This is a genomic window from Streptomyces sp. NBC_00258, assembly GCF_036182465.1.
GTDB lineage: Bacteria > Actinomycetota > Actinomycetes > Streptomycetales > Streptomycetaceae > Streptomyces.
On sequence record NZ_CP108081.1, the window covers coordinates 9313955 to 9330322 of the forward strand.

15 protein-coding genes are annotated in these 16368 nt (G+C 70.4%); 6 read left to right on the forward strand and 9 right to left on the reverse strand.

The features are described from left to right. Positions 1-13: 13 nt before the first annotated feature. Complete coding sequence (locus OG718_RS41505; RefSeq protein WP_328846613.1) at positions 14-1381, reverse strand: serine-threonine protein kinase; 1368 nt, start codon at positions 1379-1381, stop codon at positions 14-16. Positions 1382-1489: 108 nt separating this feature from the next. Beyond that, positions 1490-2755 carry an exo-beta-N-acetylmuramidase NamZ family protein gene (locus OG718_RS41510; protein WP_328846614.1) on the reverse strand — a complete coding sequence of 422 codons (1266 nt, stop codon included), beginning with the start codon at positions 2753-2755 and terminating at the stop codon, positions 1490-1492. A 264-nt stretch (positions 2756-3019) separates the two neighbouring features. Between OG718_RS41510 and OG718_RS41515 the strand changes: the two genes are divergently transcribed. The 3 genes from OG718_RS41515 to OG718_RS41525 all read left to right on the forward strand — a co-directional run bounded on the left by OG718_RS41515 (position 3020) and on the right by OG718_RS41525 (position 6127). After that, a complete protein-coding gene (locus OG718_RS41515; protein WP_143635793.1) occupies positions 3020-3787 on the forward strand; it encodes an SDR family oxidoreductase in 768 nt (255 codons plus the stop codon). Further along, entirely contained in the window at positions 3784-5451 is a 1668-nt protein-coding gene (locus OG718_RS41520) for a class I adenylate-forming enzyme family protein (protein WP_143635791.1), read from the forward strand. Before OG718_RS41515 ends, OG718_RS41520 begins: the two co-directional genes overlap by 4 nt. 82 nt (positions 5452-5533) lie before the next feature. Further along, positions 5534-6127, forward strand: coding sequence for a TetR/AcrR family transcriptional regulator (locus OG718_RS41525; RefSeq protein ID WP_143635789.1), 594 nt, complete (start codon positions 5534-5536; stop codon positions 6125-6127). A 136-nt stretch (positions 6128-6263) separates the two neighbouring features. Here the strand turns inward: OG718_RS41525 and OG718_RS41530 are convergent, their stop codons facing one another. From OG718_RS41530 to OG718_RS41560, 7 genes are all read right to left on the reverse strand, one after another. Further along, entirely contained in the window at positions 6264-7478 is a 1215-nt protein-coding gene (locus OG718_RS41530; RefSeq protein ID WP_143635787.1) for an acyl-CoA dehydrogenase family protein, read from the reverse strand. Positions 7479-7484: 6 nt separating this feature from the next. Then, complete coding sequence (locus OG718_RS41535) at positions 7485-8507, reverse strand: phosphotransferase family protein (protein WP_328846615.1); 1023 nt, start codon at positions 8505-8507, stop codon at positions 7485-7487. 165 nt (positions 8508-8672) lie between these two features. Further along, positions 8673-8969, reverse strand: a complete 297-nt coding sequence (locus OG718_RS41540) for a hypothetical protein (RefSeq protein ID WP_306940851.1) — start codon at positions 8967-8969, stop codon at positions 8673-8675. 125 nt (positions 8970-9094) lie between these two features. Continuing rightward, the gene (locus tag OG718_RS41545) at positions 9095-9424 is read right to left on the reverse strand and encodes a DUF202 domain-containing protein (RefSeq protein WP_328846616.1); all 330 of its coding nucleotides are present in this window, start codon (positions 9422-9424) and stop codon (positions 9095-9097) included. Continuing rightward, positions 9424-9816, reverse strand: a complete 393-nt coding sequence (locus OG718_RS41550; protein WP_143635779.1) for a YidH family protein — start codon at positions 9814-9816, stop codon at positions 9424-9426. The genes OG718_RS41545 and OG718_RS41550 overlap by 1 nt, the downstream gene beginning before the upstream one ends. A gap of 551 nt (positions 9817-10367) precedes the next feature. Continuing rightward, positions 10368-10883 carry an NUDIX domain-containing protein gene (locus OG718_RS41555; RefSeq protein ID WP_143635777.1) on the reverse strand — a complete coding sequence of 172 codons (516 nt, stop codon included), beginning with the start codon at positions 10881-10883 and terminating at the stop codon, positions 10368-10370. Further along, the gene (locus OG718_RS41560; protein ID WP_328846617.1) at positions 10880-11767 is read right to left on the reverse strand and encodes a DMT family transporter; all 888 of its coding nucleotides are present in this window, start codon (positions 11765-11767) and stop codon (positions 10880-10882) included. Before OG718_RS41560 ends, OG718_RS41555 begins: the two co-directional genes overlap by 4 nt. 150 nt (positions 11768-11917) lie before the next feature. Here OG718_RS41560 and OG718_RS41565 point away from each other — a divergent pair, with 150 nt between their 5' ends. From OG718_RS41565 to OG718_RS41575, 3 genes are all read left to right on the forward strand, one after another. Beyond that, entirely contained in the window at positions 11918-13573 is a 1656-nt protein-coding gene (locus tag OG718_RS41565; RefSeq protein ID WP_143635775.1) for an FAD-binding dehydrogenase, read from the forward strand. A 200-nt stretch (positions 13574-13773) separates the two neighbouring features. Beyond that, positions 13774-14724, forward strand: a complete 951-nt coding sequence (locus tag OG718_RS41570) for a hypothetical protein (protein ID WP_143635773.1) — start codon at positions 13774-13776, stop codon at positions 14722-14724. A gap of 54 nt (positions 14725-14778) precedes the next feature. Next, entirely contained in the window at positions 14779-16344 is a 1566-nt protein-coding gene (locus tag OG718_RS41575; protein WP_143635771.1) for an APC family permease, read from the forward strand. The last annotated feature ends 24 nt before the right edge of the window (positions 16345-16368 follow it).

The window sequence follows — 16368 nt, forward strand, 5'->3', positions numbered from 1 at the left end:
AGCAGGCGGCGGGTCACCGGATACGGCCCGCCGCCAGCACCACCTGGGCCAACTCCCGGTGACAGATGTCGCTGTGGGCCCCCGACGGGGCTCCACCGCGCTTCACCACCGCGGACGCGTCGATGTTCACGCACCCCGACACGGGCAGCTTCGCCCGCAGCGCGTCGGCGAGCTCGAACCCCTTCGTGCCCGCCACCGCCTGCACCCCGTCGAACCCCAACGCCCCCCACTTGCCGCCGAGCAGGCGCGGAAGCCGGAGGTCGGCGGCGGAGTCGCTGTCGCCCGCCATCCGGGAGGCCATCGGGTAGATCGTCCCGAGCGCCGAGTCGAAGCGCGAGAAGCAGCAGACCAACGGGCCGTCGACACGGTCCTGTTGACCGTGCAGAACGCCCTTGCCCCGCGCGTCGTGCGGCAGCCGAGCCGCGAACGCGTAGTGGGAGAAGGCCGCTTGGAGCAGGGTCACCGACTTCACGTTCCGTACGCCCTTGGGCAGCCCGCGCAGCGCGAACGACACCAGGCGCCCGCCGAAGCTGTGCCCCACGAGATGCACCCGCAGCCCCGGCGCCACCTGCGCGAGCCGCCCGACCAACGGACCCAGCCCACGCTCACCGACCGTGCCGGCACGCCGCTTCATCGCGAAGTACGTTGCCTGCCGCAGCAGTTCGTGCGCGCCGTCCCAGACCCGGGGAAGCCCGAACGAGGCCTGGACTCCTTCGGTCCCGGCCCCCGCTCCGGTCCTGACTCCGACCGCGAGCTCGCCGTCGGCGCCGGCCCGTTCCTCCGCCAGCGCCCGCGCGAACTCCCGGCACATCTCCGTCGTGTCCCCGAGGAACATCTCCGGGTCGCACTGCGGCCCGGCCTCAGCCACGGTGTCCGCGGCGAACGCCGTCCCCGGCGCCTCGGGGTGCAGCTCGACGAGCAGCCGTACGAGCCGCCCGAACTCCTCCAACGCGGCTTCCTCGTCAGGTTGTTGGTCGAGCATCCGGGCGATCTGGTCGACCAGGGTGGCCCGGCCGGGGAAGACCTCCAGCAGACCGCCGCGGGTGCCCTTGTCCAGAGCCGGCCCCACGGTCGCCGCCGTCACGGCCCGCTCGAAGTCGGGGACCGGCTCGTCCGAGAACCGCATCGACGGCCACACCACGCCCACGAACCCGAGCCGGGCGTTCGGCGCGAGCCCGGGGAACGGTTCGAAGAACCGGCTGTAGAGCCGTGTCGCCCCCGACCGGTCGCTGTTCCAGCCGTGCGCGAACACGATCAGATCCTTGACGCCCCGCTCCGACGCCTCCTTCAGCAGCCGGTCGCGCTGCCTGGCGTTCACATCCCCGTCCGCGTCGAACGTCAGCTCCCAGTAGGGAGCCACACCCACTTCCGGCTCCGTCATGACGAGCCCCCTTCGGCCCCCGTAACCCGCTCATTCGGGGGCATCGTCCCGCTGGGGAAGGGAGTTGGCCATACGCCACGTGCGGTTCGACCGGCCCGAACTCATTTCTCAGCGATAGAGGAGGTACTTCCCGCGCATCCGGCGGAAGGCCGCCAGCTCGCCCTGCCAGGCCGCCACGACCTCGTCGGCACCCGCGCCGGCGTCGATCATCGTGCGGACCTGTGTGGAGCCCGTCAGCTTGTCGATCCAGTTGTCGGAGCGCCAGGCGAAGCCGCTCCACACCTTCTTGGCGGTCACGAGCAGCGCGATCCCGGTGCGTACGGGGTCGTACGCGGCCCGGTCGTGGACATGGATCTGCACGCCCCCGACGGTCTTGCCCTGGAACTTCGAGAAGGTCGGCGCGAAGTACGCCTCCCTGAAGTGCACGCCGGGCAGCCCGAGTTGACCCGCCTCGGCGGCCCACCGCCGGTCGATGCCCTCCGCGCCGAGCAGCTCGAACGGGCGGGTCGTGCCACGCCCCTCCGACAGGTTCGTCCCCTCGAAGAGACACGTCCCCGAGTACACGAGCGCGGTGTCCGGCGTCGGCATGTTGGGGCTCGGCGGCACCCAGGGGAGGCCCGAGGCGTCGTAGAAGTCCGACCGCTTCCAGCCCGACATCAGCACGGTGTCCAGCGGTACCGGCGCCGCGAGGAACTCCTTGTTGAACAGCCGCGCCAGCTCCGCCACCGTCATCCCGTGCGCCTGCGCGATCGGCTCCCGGCCCACGAAGGTCGCGAACTCCTTGTGCAGCACGGGGCCCTGGGCGCTCCGGCCGGTCACCGGGTTCGGCCGGTCGAGCACCACGAAACGCTTCCCGGCGAGCCGGGCCGCCTCCATGCAGTCGTACAGCGTCCAGATGTACGTGTAGAAGCGGGCGCCAGCGTCCTGGATGTCGAAGACGACGGTGTCCACACCGGAGGCCGTGAAGATGTCGGCCAGCGGCTGCCCGCTCTTCAGGTACGTGTCGTAGACCGGGAGGCCGGTCGCCGGGTCGTCGTAGCGGCCCTCGGAGCCGCCGGCCTGGGCGGTACCACGGAAGCCGTGCTCGGGGCCGAAGACGGCCACCAGGTTCACGCGGTCGTCCGCGTGCATGACGTCGACGATGTGGCGGACGTCCCGGGTGATGCCGGTCGGGTTGGTGACGATTCCTACGCGTTCGCCGTCGAGGAGGGTGTAGCCGTCCGCGGCGAGACGCTCGAAGCCGGTCCGCAGGCGGCGGGCGCCCCTTTGTGCCTGTGGTTCCTGGGCGGCCGCGGCTGTGGTGGGCGGGTTCGCTGAGAACGCCGCCGCGGCGGTTGTGGCGGCGAGGAGACTCCGTCTGGACAGGCGGCGCATGTGTGACCTCCGTGGTCGCGGAAGGCTGGCACCGAGCACGCTAAGGGCTCCCGCCTGTTGTTTGTAGGCTGCGGGTGATTCGTGGCTTGTCGCTCCCCACTCTCGGCTTCGCTCGAGCGGGGGGACCCCCATCGCGGCGGAGCCGCAAATCGACACAGCCCCACGCCCCTGAGGGGCGCGCTGCCATGGCCCTTCCTCCATACATACCGACCGGTTAGTCTGTGTGTGGAGTGGAGCCGAGTTTCGTCGTGTCGAAGGAGACCGATGGTGGAAGCCGTGCAGGGTGCCGGAGTGGTCGTCACCGGAGCTGGAGGGGGCATCGGGGCCGCGTTGGCGCGGCGGTTCGCCGCCGAAGGGGCCCGGGTCGTCGTCAATGATCTGGATGCCGGGAAGGCGAAGGCCGTCGCCGAGGAGATCGGGGCGGTCGCCGTCCCGGGCGACGCCTCCGCGATCGTGGCCGAGGCGCGGGACGCCCTCGGGGGCACGGTCGACGTCTACTGCGCCAACGCCGGGCTCGCCTCCGGTGGCTCGGAGGCGGCTCCCGAACAGGTCTGGGAGCTCGCCTGGGACGTGAACGTGATGGCCCACGTCCGTGCGGCCAACGAACTGCTCCCCGCCTGGCTGGAGCGCGGCAGCGGCCGTTTCGTCTCCACCGTCTCGGCGGCCGGACTCCTCACGATGGTCGGCGCGGCCCCGTACAGCGTCACCAAGCACGGCGCGTACGCATTCGCCGAGTGGCTCTCCCTCACGTACCGCCACCGCGGTCTGAAGGTCCACGCGATCTGTCCGCAGGGCGTTCGCACCGACATGCTCGCGGGCACCGGCAGCGCCGGCGACCTCGTGCTCAAGCCCACCGCCATCGAGCCCGAGGACGTCGCGGACGCCCTCTTCTCCGGGATCGAGGAGGACCGCTTCCTGATCCTGCCGCACCCCGAGGTCGCCGACTACTACCGGGCGCGGGCCGGCGACCCCGACCGCTGGCTGACGAGCATGAACCACATCCAGCAGAAGTGGGAGGCGGACGGCCGGTGACCACCTCCCTGTACGCGGCCCAGCCCTGGCTCGCGCTCCTGAACGACGCCCAGCGCGGACCCATAAGCCCCGTCGACTCGCCGGTGCACGCCCTGCGCCGGGCTGTCGCCGAGGCCCCCGACCGCACCTTCCTCACCTACTTCGACGGACGGCTCAGCTACCGCGAGGTCGACGAGCTGAGCGACTCCGTCGCCGGACACCTCGCCGCCCGCGGCCTGGAGCGCGGCGACCGGGTCGCCGTCCTGCTGCAGAACTCCCCGCTCTTCGTCCTCACCGTCCTCGGCGCCTGGAAGGCCGGCGCGACCGTCCTGCCCGTCAACCCCATGTACAAGTCGGGCGAGGTCACCCACGTCCTGCGGGACGGCGAGGTCACCGCGCTGATCTGCTCCGACCGCGCCTGGGAGTCGTACCTGCGCGAGACGGCCGCCGACTCGCCCGTACGCGTCGTGCTGACCGGCTGCGAACTGGACCTCCAGACGCGGGGCGACGCACGCGTGCTGAACTTCGAGCGGCTGCCCCAGGCGCCGGACGCCGACGACCTGCTGACCGTCGCACGGGCCGGACACAAGGCCCCCGAGGGCCGCGACCCGGGCCCGTCGGACATCGCGCTGATCAGCTACACCTCGGGCACCAGCGGAGCCCCCAAGGGGGCCACCAACACCCACGCCAACATCATGTACAACGCCGAGCGGCAGCGGACCGGCCTCGCGCTGCCCGAGGCACCCGTGTACTTCGCGATGGCGCCGCTGTTCCACATCACCGGGATGGTCTGCCAGTTCGCCGCGTGCCTCAACAGCGTGGGCACCCTCGTCCTCGTGTACCGCTTCGAGACGGGGGTCGTCCTCGACGCGTTCGCCGAGCACCGGCCCCACTACACGGTCGGCCCCTCGACCGCCTTCATGGCCCTGGCCGCGCACCCGTCCGTCACGCCGGACCACTTCTCCTCCTTCGTGAACATCTCCTCCGGGGGCGCGCCCGTGCCGCCCGCGCTCGTCGAGAAGTTCCGGGCGGGCTTCGGGCCGTACATCCGCAACGGCTACGGACTCACCGAGTGCACCGCACCCTGCGCCTCCGTACCGCCCGGCCGTGAGGCCCCCGTCGACCCGGTCTCCGGGACGCTGGCCGTCGGCCTGCCGGGACCCGACACGGTCGTCCGGATCGTCGACGACCAGGGCGCGGAGGTGCCCTTCGGCGAGCAGGGCGAGATCCTCGTACGCGGTCCGCAGGTCGTGCCCGGCTACTGGCGCCGGCCCGAGGCCACCGCGGAGACCTTCCCGGACGGCGAGCTGCGCACCGGCGACATCGGCTTCATGGACGCGGACGGCTGGCTCTACGTGGTCGACCGCAAGAAGGACATGATCAACGCGTCCGGCTTCAAGGTGTGGCCGCGCGAGGTCGAGGACGTCCTCTACACCCACCCCGCGGTACGCGAGGCGGCCGTCGTCGGGGTGCCCGACGGATACCGCGGCGAGACCGTCAAGGCGTACATCAGCCTCCGGCCGGGCGCCGAGGAGGACCCGGCCGCACTCGCCGCATACTGCAAGGAGAGACTGGCCGCCTACAAATACCCGCGTCAGGTCGAGATCCTGCCCGACTTGCCGAAGACGGCAAGTGGGAAGATCCTCCGTCGGGAGCTGCGTTCCCGGACGCAGGACGGTCAGTAGACCGCCGTCGGGCGGCCGGGGGGCGTCCGGCGGACCACGCATACAGAACTGCACATAGAACACTGGAAGGCAGGTGGCGGCAGTGCCCAGGACGACGGACGGGGACGGCACGCCCGTCCCGCGGCGGCTGTTGGCGGCCGCCACCCGGCTCTTCGCCGAGCGCGGTTACGACCGCACCTCGGTCCAGGAGATCGTCGAGGCGGCCGGTGTCACCAAGGGGGCGCTTTACCACTACTTCGGCTCCAAGGACGACCTGCTCCACGAGGTGTACGCACGTGTGCTGCGGGTTCAGCAGGAGCGGCTCGACGCCTTCGCCGACGCGGACGCGCCTGTGGAGGAGCGGTTGCGGGGTGCCGCCGCCGATGTCGTCGTCACGACGATCGACAACCTCGACGACGCGGCGATCTTCTTTCGCTCCATGCACCACCTGAGTCCCGAGAAGAACAAGCAGGTACGGGCCGAACGGCGCCGCTACCACGAGCGCTTCCGCGCGCTGATCGAGGAGGGGCAGGAGGCGGGGGTCTTCTCCACTGCCACCCCGGCCGACCTGGTCGTGGACTACCACTTCGGTTCCGTCCACCACCTCTCCACCTGGTACCGCCCCGACGGCCCGCTCCCTCCGAAGGAAGTCGCCGACCACCTGGCGGACCTGCTGCTGCGGGCGCTCAGACCGTAGCCCGGGGTGGGACCGACCTTCTTTAGCCCTCCGGCGTTTGAGGAGCGGGGGTTCGGGGGCGGAGCCCCTGAGTCAGGGACGGGAATGGGTAGGGGCGGCGGGGGCGAGGAAAACCCCGACCCCGCCCCCCGGCGGGTCAGACGTAGCGCTTCAGTTCCCGGCGTGCCAGTGACCGCTGGTGGACCTCGTCCGGGCCGTCGGCGAGTTTGAGGGTGCGGGCGCCGGCCCAGAGCTCGGCCAGCGGGAAGTCCTGGCTGACTCCGCCCGCGCCGTGCAGCTGGACCGCCTTGTCGATGATGTCGACGACCGTACGAGGCGTGGCGATCTTGATGGCCTGGATCTCGGCGTGGGCACCCTTGTTGCCGACGGTGTCCATCATCCAGGCCGTCTTGAGGACGAGCAGACGCAACTGCTCGACCGCCACCCGCGCGTCCGCGATCCAGTTGTGGACGACCCCCTGCTGGGCCAGCGACTTGCCGAACGCCGTACGGGACACCGCCCGCCGGCACATCAGCTCGATCGCCCGCTCGGCCATGCCGATCAGCCGCATGCAGTGGTGGATCCGGCCGGGCCCCAGCCGCGCCTGCGCGATGGCGAAGCCGCCGCCCTCCTCACCGATGAGGTTCGAGGCCGGAACCCGCGCCCCGTGGAAGACCACCTCGGCGTGACCGCCGTGGGAGTGGTCCTCGTACCCGTAGACCTGCATCGCACGACGCACCTCCACGCCGGGCGTGTCCCGCGGCACCAGCACCATCGACTGCTGGCGGCGGATGTCCGACCCGTCCGGATCCGTCTTGCCCATCACGATGAAGATCTTGCAGTCGGGGTTCATCGCCCCGGAGATGTACCACTTGCGGCCGGACACGACGTACTCGTCGCCGTCCCTCTCGATCAGCGTCGTGATGTTCGTGGCGTCGGACGAGGCCACCTCGGGCTCGGTCATCGCGAACGCCGAGCGGATCTCACCGGCGAGCAGGGGTTCCAGCCACTGCTTGCGCTGCTGGTCGTCGCCGAACTGGGTGAGCACCTCCATGTTGCCGGTGTCCGGCGCCGCGCAGTTCAGCGCCGTCGGCGCCAACTGCGGGGAACGGCCCGTGATTTCGGCGAGCGGAGCGTACTGGAGGTTCGTCAGCCCCGCCCCGTACTCGGAGTCGGGAAGGAAGAGGTTCCACAGGCCCTGGCGGCGGGCCTCGGCCTTCAACTCCTCGACCACGGCCGGGGTGTCCCACGGTGAGGCGAGCTGCTCGCGCTGCTCGTGAGCGACTGCCTCCGCCGGATAGACGTACTCGTCCATGAAGGCGAGAAGCTTGGCGCGGAGCTCCTCGGTGCGTGCGTCGAATGCGAAGTCCATGGCCGGTCAGCCTTCCTGAAGAGTGGTCAGGCCGTGCTCGATGAAGACGGGGACCAGGTCGCCGATGCGGTCGAAGCCCGCGCCGACGGTCTGGCCGAGTGTGTAGCGGTAGTGGATGCCCTCCAGGATCACGGCGAGCTTGAACCACGCGAACGCCGTGTACCAGGCGACGGCGGACACGTCGCGCCCCGAGCGCGCGGCGTACCGCTCGATCAGCTCGGCCGGCTCCGGATGGCCGGCGGCCCTGGCCGTCGTGGAGACCGGCGAGTCGGGCAGGCCGAGCGGGATGCTGTACATCACCAGCAGCCCCAGGTCGGTGAGCGGATCGCCCAGCGTGGACATCTCCCAGTCGAGGATCGCCTTGATCTCGTCGCCCTCGCCGATCAGCACGTTGTCGAGGCGGTAGTCGCCGTGCACGACGGTGGCCGTGGGGGAGTGCGGCAGCTCGCGCCCCAGCGCTGCGTGCAGTTCGTCGATGCCTGACAGGTCGCGGTTGCGGGAGGCGTCCAACTGCTTGCCCCAGCGCCGCAGTTGCCGGTCGAGGAAGCCCTCGGGGCGGCCGAAGTCGGCGAGGCCCACCTCGGCGGGGTCCACCGCGTGCAGCTCGACCAGCGTGTCCACCAGGCCGAGCACCGCGCCGCGCGTGCGCTCCGGGCCGAGCGGCGCGAGCTGCTCGGCGGTCCGGTAGGGCGTGCCCTCCACGAAGTCCATGACGTAGAACGGTGCGCCCAATACCTCCACGTCTTCGCACAGCAGGCGCGTGCGTGGCACGGGGACCGCTGTCGGGTGCAGCGCGCTGATCACCCGGTGCTCGCGCTTCATGTCGTGTGCGGTCGCCAGGACGTGGCCCAGCGGAGGGCGGCGTACGACCCACTTCGAGGTGCCGTCCGTCACCGCGTACGTGAGGTTCGACCGTCCGCCCTCGATCAGTCGGCCGGTCAACGGGCCGTCGACCAGTCCGGGCCGCTCGCTGTCGAGCAGGCCGCGCAGCCGGTCGAGATCGAGACCTGGCGGGTGGTCTGAACTCATCGTGTTTCCTCCGTACACCGGAAATCAGGACTCCCCACATGATGCCGACCGGTCGGTATGCCGTCCAGTGCGGGGACGAAACGTGATCGGCGTCTCGGCCACGAAGAACCCCCCGAGTCGTCGGCGACTCGGGGGGTTCCCTGTTCTTCCGTGCCCGGCGGTCGCCTAGTGGTCGTCCCAGTGCCCGTCGTGCTGGGCGTGGCGATGACCGTCATGAACGTAGTCCACGTGGTCGCCGTGCGTCACGGCCGGGTGCCCGCAGTCCGCGCCGTGCTCGTGGCCGTGCCCCTCGTGGGCGACGTGCCCACCCGGCTCGCACTCGTCCCAGTGTCCCGAGTGCTGCCGGTGCAGATGTCCGTCGTGCGCGTAGTCGACGTGGTCGCCGTGCGGCACCTCGGTGTGCCCGCAGTCCGGGCCGTGGGCGTGCTCGTGGGCGGTGTGTTCCTGGTGGAGGGTGGTCATGGTGCTCACCTTCGGAGGAGGTGCGGAGTGTGACGCCGGTCAGGCTAGCCACATGAAAGCCAACATATCCGCCCAAACCGGCGCGTGTGTTGTTCGGGTACCTCGGAGGGTCGAGTGGGCGCGCCTCAGAGGACGAGGGCCACCGCGCATGCCGCCAGCGCGACCGTGCAGAGGGCGGCGGTGCCGGCGTGCCTCGGCGTGAGCGTCGTGGGCTCGCCGCCTTCCGCCAGTACGCGGATCCTTCGGTGTGCCACGGCGATGAATCCCAGCCACAGCGCGCAGCAGAGCGCGGCCACCGCGATGCCCGTCGCGTTTGCCCCGCCGTTCAGCGCCGCTTTCACGGCCAGCACGGTCGCGACGGTTCCCGCCAGGGTCGTGCGCCGCCAGGCCAGCCGCGTGCGTTCCGGCTGCAGGCCGGGGTCCCGGTCGTCCCCTTCGTCCTGGTGGGGCTGCATCACCCCTCCCACCCGAACAGCACGACCACGATCATGGCGAGGGCCACGACGGCCACACCGATGCTCAGCAGTGCGGGAAACCGCGACACCGGCAGGTCCTCGCCCCGTCGCATCGCCTGCTCGCACCGCACCCAGTGGTTCACGGCCCGCAGCGCGCACAGCACCCCGGCGCCGAGCAGCCCGAGCGCCAGCCCGGCCCGCCAGGCCCACCGCAGATCCGGCAGGAACTGGTCCACGGCGAAGCCGCCGCCGATCAGTGCGAGCGAGGTCCGCAGCCATGCCAGAAATGTCCGCTCGTTCGCCAGCGAGAAGCGGTAGTCCGGCGTGCGGCCGTCTTCCTTGATCCGCTCAGGTGCGAACCACAACTGGATGTTCCGCCTGAATTCGATCACGCGCAGGACCTTACCCATGGCGGGGTGTCGCCTGTTGTCGGTGGGTGGGGCGGGGCCGTGCCGGTATGTCACGTTCGCGACTGCCGGGCGTACGGCCCTGAGTGCTCTTGGTGGGCGTTTCCAGCGGGAGCCGTACGTCGCGAACGTTGACATACCGGCACGGCCCCGCCCCACGCGCGTCGGCGGCTTGCGGCCCGGTGGGGGACGGCCGTCAGCCGCCGTACGGCCCGAGGGGACGTGGCGGGGTGTCCGCCCGCAGCGGATGGCGCGTCCGCACCGGGTGCCCTCTTCGAAACTCACACAGTCGCGCCAGACCGAGGACGGATACCCCGCCGCGGCCTCGCCCCCACGGGCGAGGCCAGGCGCGCGACCTGGGTCCGCGGACGACCGACGGCCCCCGCCCCCTCCCGACCCCAGCCCCTTCCCACCCAGGGGCGCGGGGAACTGCGCGATCAGCCACGACGAACCCGCAGAAACACGCCGACCTCAGCCCTCACATCCAGGGGCGCGGGGAACTGCGCGACCGGCCGCCACTCACCCGCAGGCGAAACTCAACCCCGTTCCCGCAAAGCCCGCAGCCGCGAATACGCTGCCAGGCCGTCCGGTACCCACTCCCACTCCGTCAAGCGCCGCCGCACCTCCGCCTCCGGCAGGAACCCGTGCCAGGCGACCTCCTCCACCTGAGGCTCGACCGGCAGCTCGCAGAGCACCTCGTACACCGCCGACCACCAGGACTTTCCGGCCCCGTCGTCGTACAGGAACTTGAAGAGAAACGTCGGGCGGGGAAGCCCGGAGACGCCGAGTTCCTCCTCGGCCTCCCGCAGCGCCGCTTCGTCGTACGTCTCGCCCGCGCCGACGACTCCGCCCACGAACATGTCGTACAGGGAGGGAAACACCAGTTTGGTGGGGGTGCGACGGTGGACGAACAGTCGACCCTGCGCATCTCTGACCTGGATGAACGCGCAGCGGTGGCGCATCCCCTGTGTGTATACGTCCCCGCGCCTGGCCTGTCCCACGACCTCGTCGTTCTCGTCGACGACGTCGAGGATCTCGTCGGCGGAACTCATACCTGGACCCGAACTCGTTCCTTGGGTGCCGCACCGCTCGGCATCGCGGGGTGCATGCCCAGCAGCACCACGCCGACCACGATCCCGGCAAGGCCCAGGGCTTCCCAGGTCAGGGCGCCCGCGTCGGTGCGGAGCCGGTCTCCGAGGAAGCCCACACCGCATGCGATGCCAGCGAGCGGCTGCGCGGCGGTGAGTGCGGGCAATGACATGCGGAGGGGGGCTGTCTCGAACGCGCTCTGGACCAGTACGAGGCCCGTGATGCCGAGCGCTACGACCCCGTAGACCTGCCATCCCGTGGCCAGCGCGATCCAGCCGCCGTCGGAGAAGCGCTGGCCGCTCACGCGGGTGAGGGCGTCCTGGACGCCGTAGAGGAGTCCGGCGGCCGCACCGAGGAGTACCGGTCCGGCGCTCAGCAGGGATCGCTTGGCGTAGGTGGTGAGGAGTAGGGCCAGTCCTAGTACTACGCCGATGATCAGCCACTGGCGGAACGGGTCCGTGCGGGCGTCGCCGCCCTGGGGCTGGCCCGCCACGATGAACGCCGTTACGCCGCCTGCGAGCAGGAGCAGTCCGGCCCAGCCCTGTCGGCCGAGCGGCTGTCGGGTCTGGCGGCGGGAGAGTACGAGTGCAAATACCAGGTTCGTCGCGAGCAGTGGTTCGACGAGGGAGATCTCGCCGTTCGAGAGGGCGATCGCGCCCAGCACCATGCCGACGACCATCAGCCCGATGCCGCCCAGCCAGCGAGGCACCCGCACCAGGTCGAGGAGCAGGCGGGGGGAGAGGAAGTCGCCCAGCGGAGCGTGCGAGGCGGCGTTCTGCTGGAGGACGAATCCGAAGCCGAGACAGCAGGCCGCGCCGACGGAGAGGAGGAGAACCAGAACCGACACGCTGCGTACCTCGGGGATTTCGGACGGTGGCGGGGCGGGGTGCGGGTATCGACCGACTGTAGCCCGAGTACGCGGAACCCGGCAGTTGACTGGGTCACTCCGTTGCCCAAGGATCTGACCGACCAGTAACAAGTCGAGGAGGACCTGCTCATGGCGTACGACGCAGATGTGATCGTGATCGGGGCGGGCCTGGCCGGGCTCGCGGCGACCGCGGAGCTCGTCGACGCGGGACGCAAGGTGATCCTTCTCGATCAGGAGCCGGAGCAGTCGATCGGCGGCCAGGCGCACTGGTCGTTCGGCGGGCTCTTCTTCGTGGACTCTCCCGAGCAGCGCCGGATGCGCATCAAGGACACTCACGCGCTGGCCCTCCAGGACTGGATGGGCACCGCGGGCTTCGACCGCCCGGAGGACCACTGGCCCCGCAAGTGGGCCGAGGCGTACGTCGACTTCGCGGCCGGTGAGAAGCGGTCCTGGCTGCACAAGCAGGGCGTTCGATGGTTTCCCGTGGTGGGCTGGGCCGAGCGTGGCGGTTATGACGCCAACGGGCACGGGAACTCCGTGCCTCGGTTTCACATCACTTGGGGTACGGGGCCCGGCCTTGTCGCACCTTTCGAGCGGCGGGTGCGGGCGGGGGTTGCCCGTGGGCTCGTACAGCTCAAGTTCCGGCACCGGGTCACCGGGCTGTCGCGGAGCGCGGGTGACGTCGACACCGTGAGCGGTGAGGTCCTGGAGCCGTCGGACATCCTGCGGGGTCAGGCCAGTGGCCGTGGCGTGACCGGGGCCTTCGAGTTCAAGGCCCAGGCCGTGATCGTCACGTCGGGTGGCATCGGCGGCAACCATGATCTCGTGCGCGCCAACTGGCCGGAGAGGCTGGGGACTCCGCCGGAGCGGATGATCTCCGGGGTGCCCGCTCATGTGGATGGCGAGATGCTCGGCATCGCGGAGGGCACGGGTGCGCACCTCATCAACCGTGACCGCATGTGGCACTACACCGAGGGCATCCAGAACTGGAACCCCATCTGGGAGAAGCACGGCATCCGTATCCTGCCCGGGCCGTCGTCGTTGTGGCTGGACGCGCGGGGCAAGCGGCTGCCGGTTCCGCTCTTCCCCGGCTTCGACACCCTCGGCACGCTCGAGCACATCATGAAGACCGGCTACGACTACACGTGGTTCGTGCTCGACCAGAAGATCATCGGCAAGGAGTTCGCGCTCTCGGGCTCGGAGCAGAACCCCGATCTGACGGGCAAGTCCGTCAAGGGCGTGTTCCAGCGGGCGCGGGCCGATGTGCCGGGGCCGGTGCAGGCGTTCATGGACAAGGGCGTCGATTTCGTGGTGGAGAAGGATCTTGGCGCGCTGGTGCGGGGCATGAACGCGCTCACCAAGGAGTCGCTCATCGATGAGGGTGAGCTGCGGCGCGAGATCACCGCGCGGGACCGGGAGATCGCCAACCCGTTCACCAAGGACCTGCAGGTCACGGCCATTCGCGGGGCCCGCGCCTATCTCGGCGACAAGCTGATCCGGACGGCCACTCCGCACCGCATCCTCGACCCCAAGGCCGGGCCTCTCATCGCCGTACGGCTCAATATTCTGACCCGTAAGACGCTCGGTGGCCTGGAGACCGACCTCTCGTCCCAGGTGCTCACCGAGGGCGGTGACCCGCTGTCCGGGGTGTACGCGGCGGGGGAGGCTGCCGGGTTCGGCGGCGGCGGAGTGCACGGATACCGGTCTCTGGAGGGGACGTTCCTCGGCGGGTGCCTCTTCTCCGGGCGTGCGGCCGGGCGTGCGGCGGCGAAGGCCGTCGGCTGACGGTGGGGTGAAGGAGGCCTCAACTCGGGGCCCTTGACGAGTCGTTGACGCGTGTAAAGCCCTGTCCGGGCTTGACGTGAACCATTGGCTGGGGGTTGGCTGTCCGTAATTGGCCCCTGACAGAATCCAACCTCCGGTAAATGTCAACCGGTTGCACAAAATGCCCACTGAATTACCGCGTCGTGTGAGGAAGTTCCGCGGTGTCTCCACCCCCGCCACCCCTGGGTCGCGGCCGCAAGCGTGCGGCCCAGGCCTTCGACGCCGCGCTCGACGACGCCGAACTCGTCGCCGCCCGCGCCGCGTTGGCCCAGGGCCGGTGGACAGCCGTACGCGGTCTGCTCGTCGCGACCGGTGACGACTGGGACCGCCGCGGTCATCGCGTCACCACCCTCGCGCAGGAGTCCAGCACCCAGGCCTGGGCCCGCGACTGGCTGGTCGCCGAGCCCGAGTCGGGCGATGCCTCCCTGCTGCTCGCCCTTGCCACGGTGCAGCGCGCCCTGAACGGCAAGGACAAGCCCGCCAGGGCGCGCGAGGCCTGTCGTGTCGCGGCCGCGCTGCTGCCAGCCGACCCCACGCCCTGGCTCGGCCTGCTGATGCTGGAGCGCGTGCTCGGCGGTGAGCAGGAGGTGGTCCAGCTCTTCGACGAGGTGCGGCACCGGTACGCCGACCACCACCACGCCCACCATCTGATGGTGGCCCGGCTCGCCGAGCGAAGACCTGACGCCGGGCAGGACCCGCTGCACGAGGTCTACGACTTCGCGACCTGGTCGGCCGAACAGGCGCCCGCCGACTCGCCGTTGGCCATCCTTCCCGTCGTCGCGCACGCCGAGCGCTATCGCGTCCTGGCCGCCGCCGGAATCGAGCCGGCCGATCCCGTGGCCTCCGGGCACTGGGTCGGGCGCCGGGCCCGCCAGGTGATGAAGGCGGCCTTCGACTGGTGGCTGGAGTGGGAGCGCGACGACCATCCGCGCAGCCAGATCGACCTCAACTTCCTTGCCCACGCCAAGTTCTGCGAGGGCCGGGGCGCCGAGGCGGCCGCCCTCTTCCATCGCATCGGACCGTATGCGACCCCGGTGCCGTGGTCGTACCCCGACCGCGACCCGCACAAAGCCTTCCGCGCCGCACGCGACAGCGTGCTCGGCACGGTCTGAACAAACGCCCCTGCACACCCCAGCCGCTGGAACATCCGAAAGGACAACCCCGCCATGACGACGGGCAGTTCGCACACCTCAAGTGCGTCGAGCACGAGCAGACAGACCGCCGCTGACGGCGGCATCAGCACCTTCAAGGGTCAGGACCGCGCCCTGCGTTCCGACCGGCTCGGTACGGGGGGTCTGCTGCTCTCCGTTCTCGCGGCGACCGCCCCGCTCATGGTGGTCGCGGGTGTCATGCCCACCACATTCGCGGTGATGGGCATCGTCGGCCAGCCGCTGCTCTTCGTCCTTCTCGGCATCGTGCTCGTCCTCTTCAGCGTCGGGTACGCCGAGATGAGCCGCCACGTCCACAACGCGGGCGCCTTCTACGCGTACATCTCCCGGGGCCTCGGCGGCACGGCCGGCTCGGGTGCCGCGGCGGTCGCGCTCGTCGCGTACAACGCGCTGCAGATCGGTATCTACGGCATCTTCGGCTTCGAGGTGTCCGGCCTCTTCGCCACCTACCTCGAAGTCGAAGTCGCCTGGTGGATACCGGCGTTGGTGGCGGCTCTCGTCGTAGGCGCGCTCGGCTGGCTGAAGATCGACGTGAACGCGCGGGTGCTCGGCGTACTGCTGGTCATCGAGGTCGCCCTTGTTGTTATTTTTGACATCGCGGCCGTCGCCGACCCCGCCAAGGAGGGCCTGTCGCTGCACGCCTTCAACCCCGACACCCTCAGCGGGGCCGGCCTCGGCACCGCCCTGTGCTTCTGCATCGCCGCGTTCCTCGGCTTCGAGCAGGCCCCCGTGTACGCGGAGGAGACCAGCCGCCCGCACATCCTGGTCCCGCGCGTGATGTTCCTCGCCATCGGCTTCGTCGCCGTCTTCTTCGCGATCAGCTCCTGGGCGCTGACCGTCGCCGCGGGTCCCTCCGCGATCGTGGGCACCGCCCAGAAGCAGAGCGCCGGACTGCTGTTCTTCCTCACCGACGAACGGCTCGGCGAGTCGTTCACCGACGTGCTCCATGTGCTGTTCGTGACCGGCATGTTCGCGGCGATGCTCAGCTTCCACAACGTCGTGGCGCGCTACGCCTTCGCCATGGGCCGGGAGGGCCTGCTGCCGTCCGTGTTCGGCCGGACCACGGGTGCGAGCGGTGCGCCCGGCACCGGATCGCTGCTGCAGACCGTCATCGCCGTGGTGGTCGTCGGGGCGTTCGCCGTCGCCGACGACAAGCCGACCGGTGACCCGACCGCGCCCGTGCTGCAGCTGTTCACCTGGATGGGCAACGTCGGCGCCCTCGGCGTGATCGTGCTGATGGCCGCGGCCTCGCTCTCCGTCGTCGTGTTCTTCGCCCGCCGGGGCGCCGCGGGAGCCCAGGCCTGGCGCCTCGTGGCCTCCGTGATCGCCGGTGTCTCGCTGCTCGTCATCGCCGTCTACACCGTCAAGGACTTCGACGTCCTCGTGGGTGCGGGCCCCGGCTCCTCGCTGAGCTGGGTACTGCCCGGCATCATCGTGCTCGCCGCGGTGGCGGGCATCCTCCAGGGCCTCTACCTGAAGGCCCGCAAGCCCGAGGCGCACGCCAGGATCGGGCTCGGCAACGAGGCGTTCCAGCTGGAGAAAGCGGCCGAGGGCGACGCGTGAGCGTCCGGGCTGCCCGGCCGTCCC

Bases quoted from the DNA above. Each gene is read 5' to 3' on its own strand.
- OG718_RS41545 (WP_328846616.1), bottom strand. From the start codon at position 9,424: ATGCAGCCCCACCAGGACGAAGGGGACGACCGGGACCCCGGCCTGCAG.
- OG718_RS41535 (WP_328846615.1), bottom strand. From the start codon at position 8,507: ATGAGTTCAGACCACCCGCCAGGTCTCGATCTCGACCGGCTGCGCGGC.
- OG718_RS41555 (WP_143635777.1), bottom strand. From the start codon at position 10,883: ATGAGTTCCGCCGACGAGATCCTCGACGTCGTCGACGAGAACGACGAG.
- OG718_RS41540 (WP_306940851.1), bottom strand. From the start codon at position 8,969: ATGACCACCCTCCACCAGGAACACACCGCCCACGAGCACGCCCACGGC.
- OG718_RS41510 (WP_328846614.1), bottom strand. From the start codon at position 2,755: ATGCGCCGCCTGTCCAGACGGAGTCTCCTCGCCGCCACAACCGCCGCG.
- OG718_RS41515 (WP_143635793.1), top strand. From the start codon at position 3,020: ATGGTGGAAGCCGTGCAGGGTGCCGGAGTGGTCGTCACCGGAGCTGGA.
- OG718_RS41565 (WP_143635775.1), top strand. From the start codon at position 11,918: ATGGCGTACGACGCAGATGTGATCGTGATCGGGGCGGGCCTGGCCGGG.
- OG718_RS41530 (WP_143635787.1), bottom strand. From the start codon at position 7,478: ATGGACTTCGCATTCGACGCACGCACCGAGGAGCTCCGCGCCAAGCTT.
- OG718_RS41505 (WP_328846613.1), bottom strand. From the start codon at position 1,381: ATGACGGAGCCGGAAGTGGGTGTGGCTCCCTACTGGGAGCTGACGTTC.
- OG718_RS41575 (WP_143635771.1), top strand. From the start codon at position 14,779: ATGACGACGGGCAGTTCGCACACCTCAAGTGCGTCGAGCACGAGCAGA.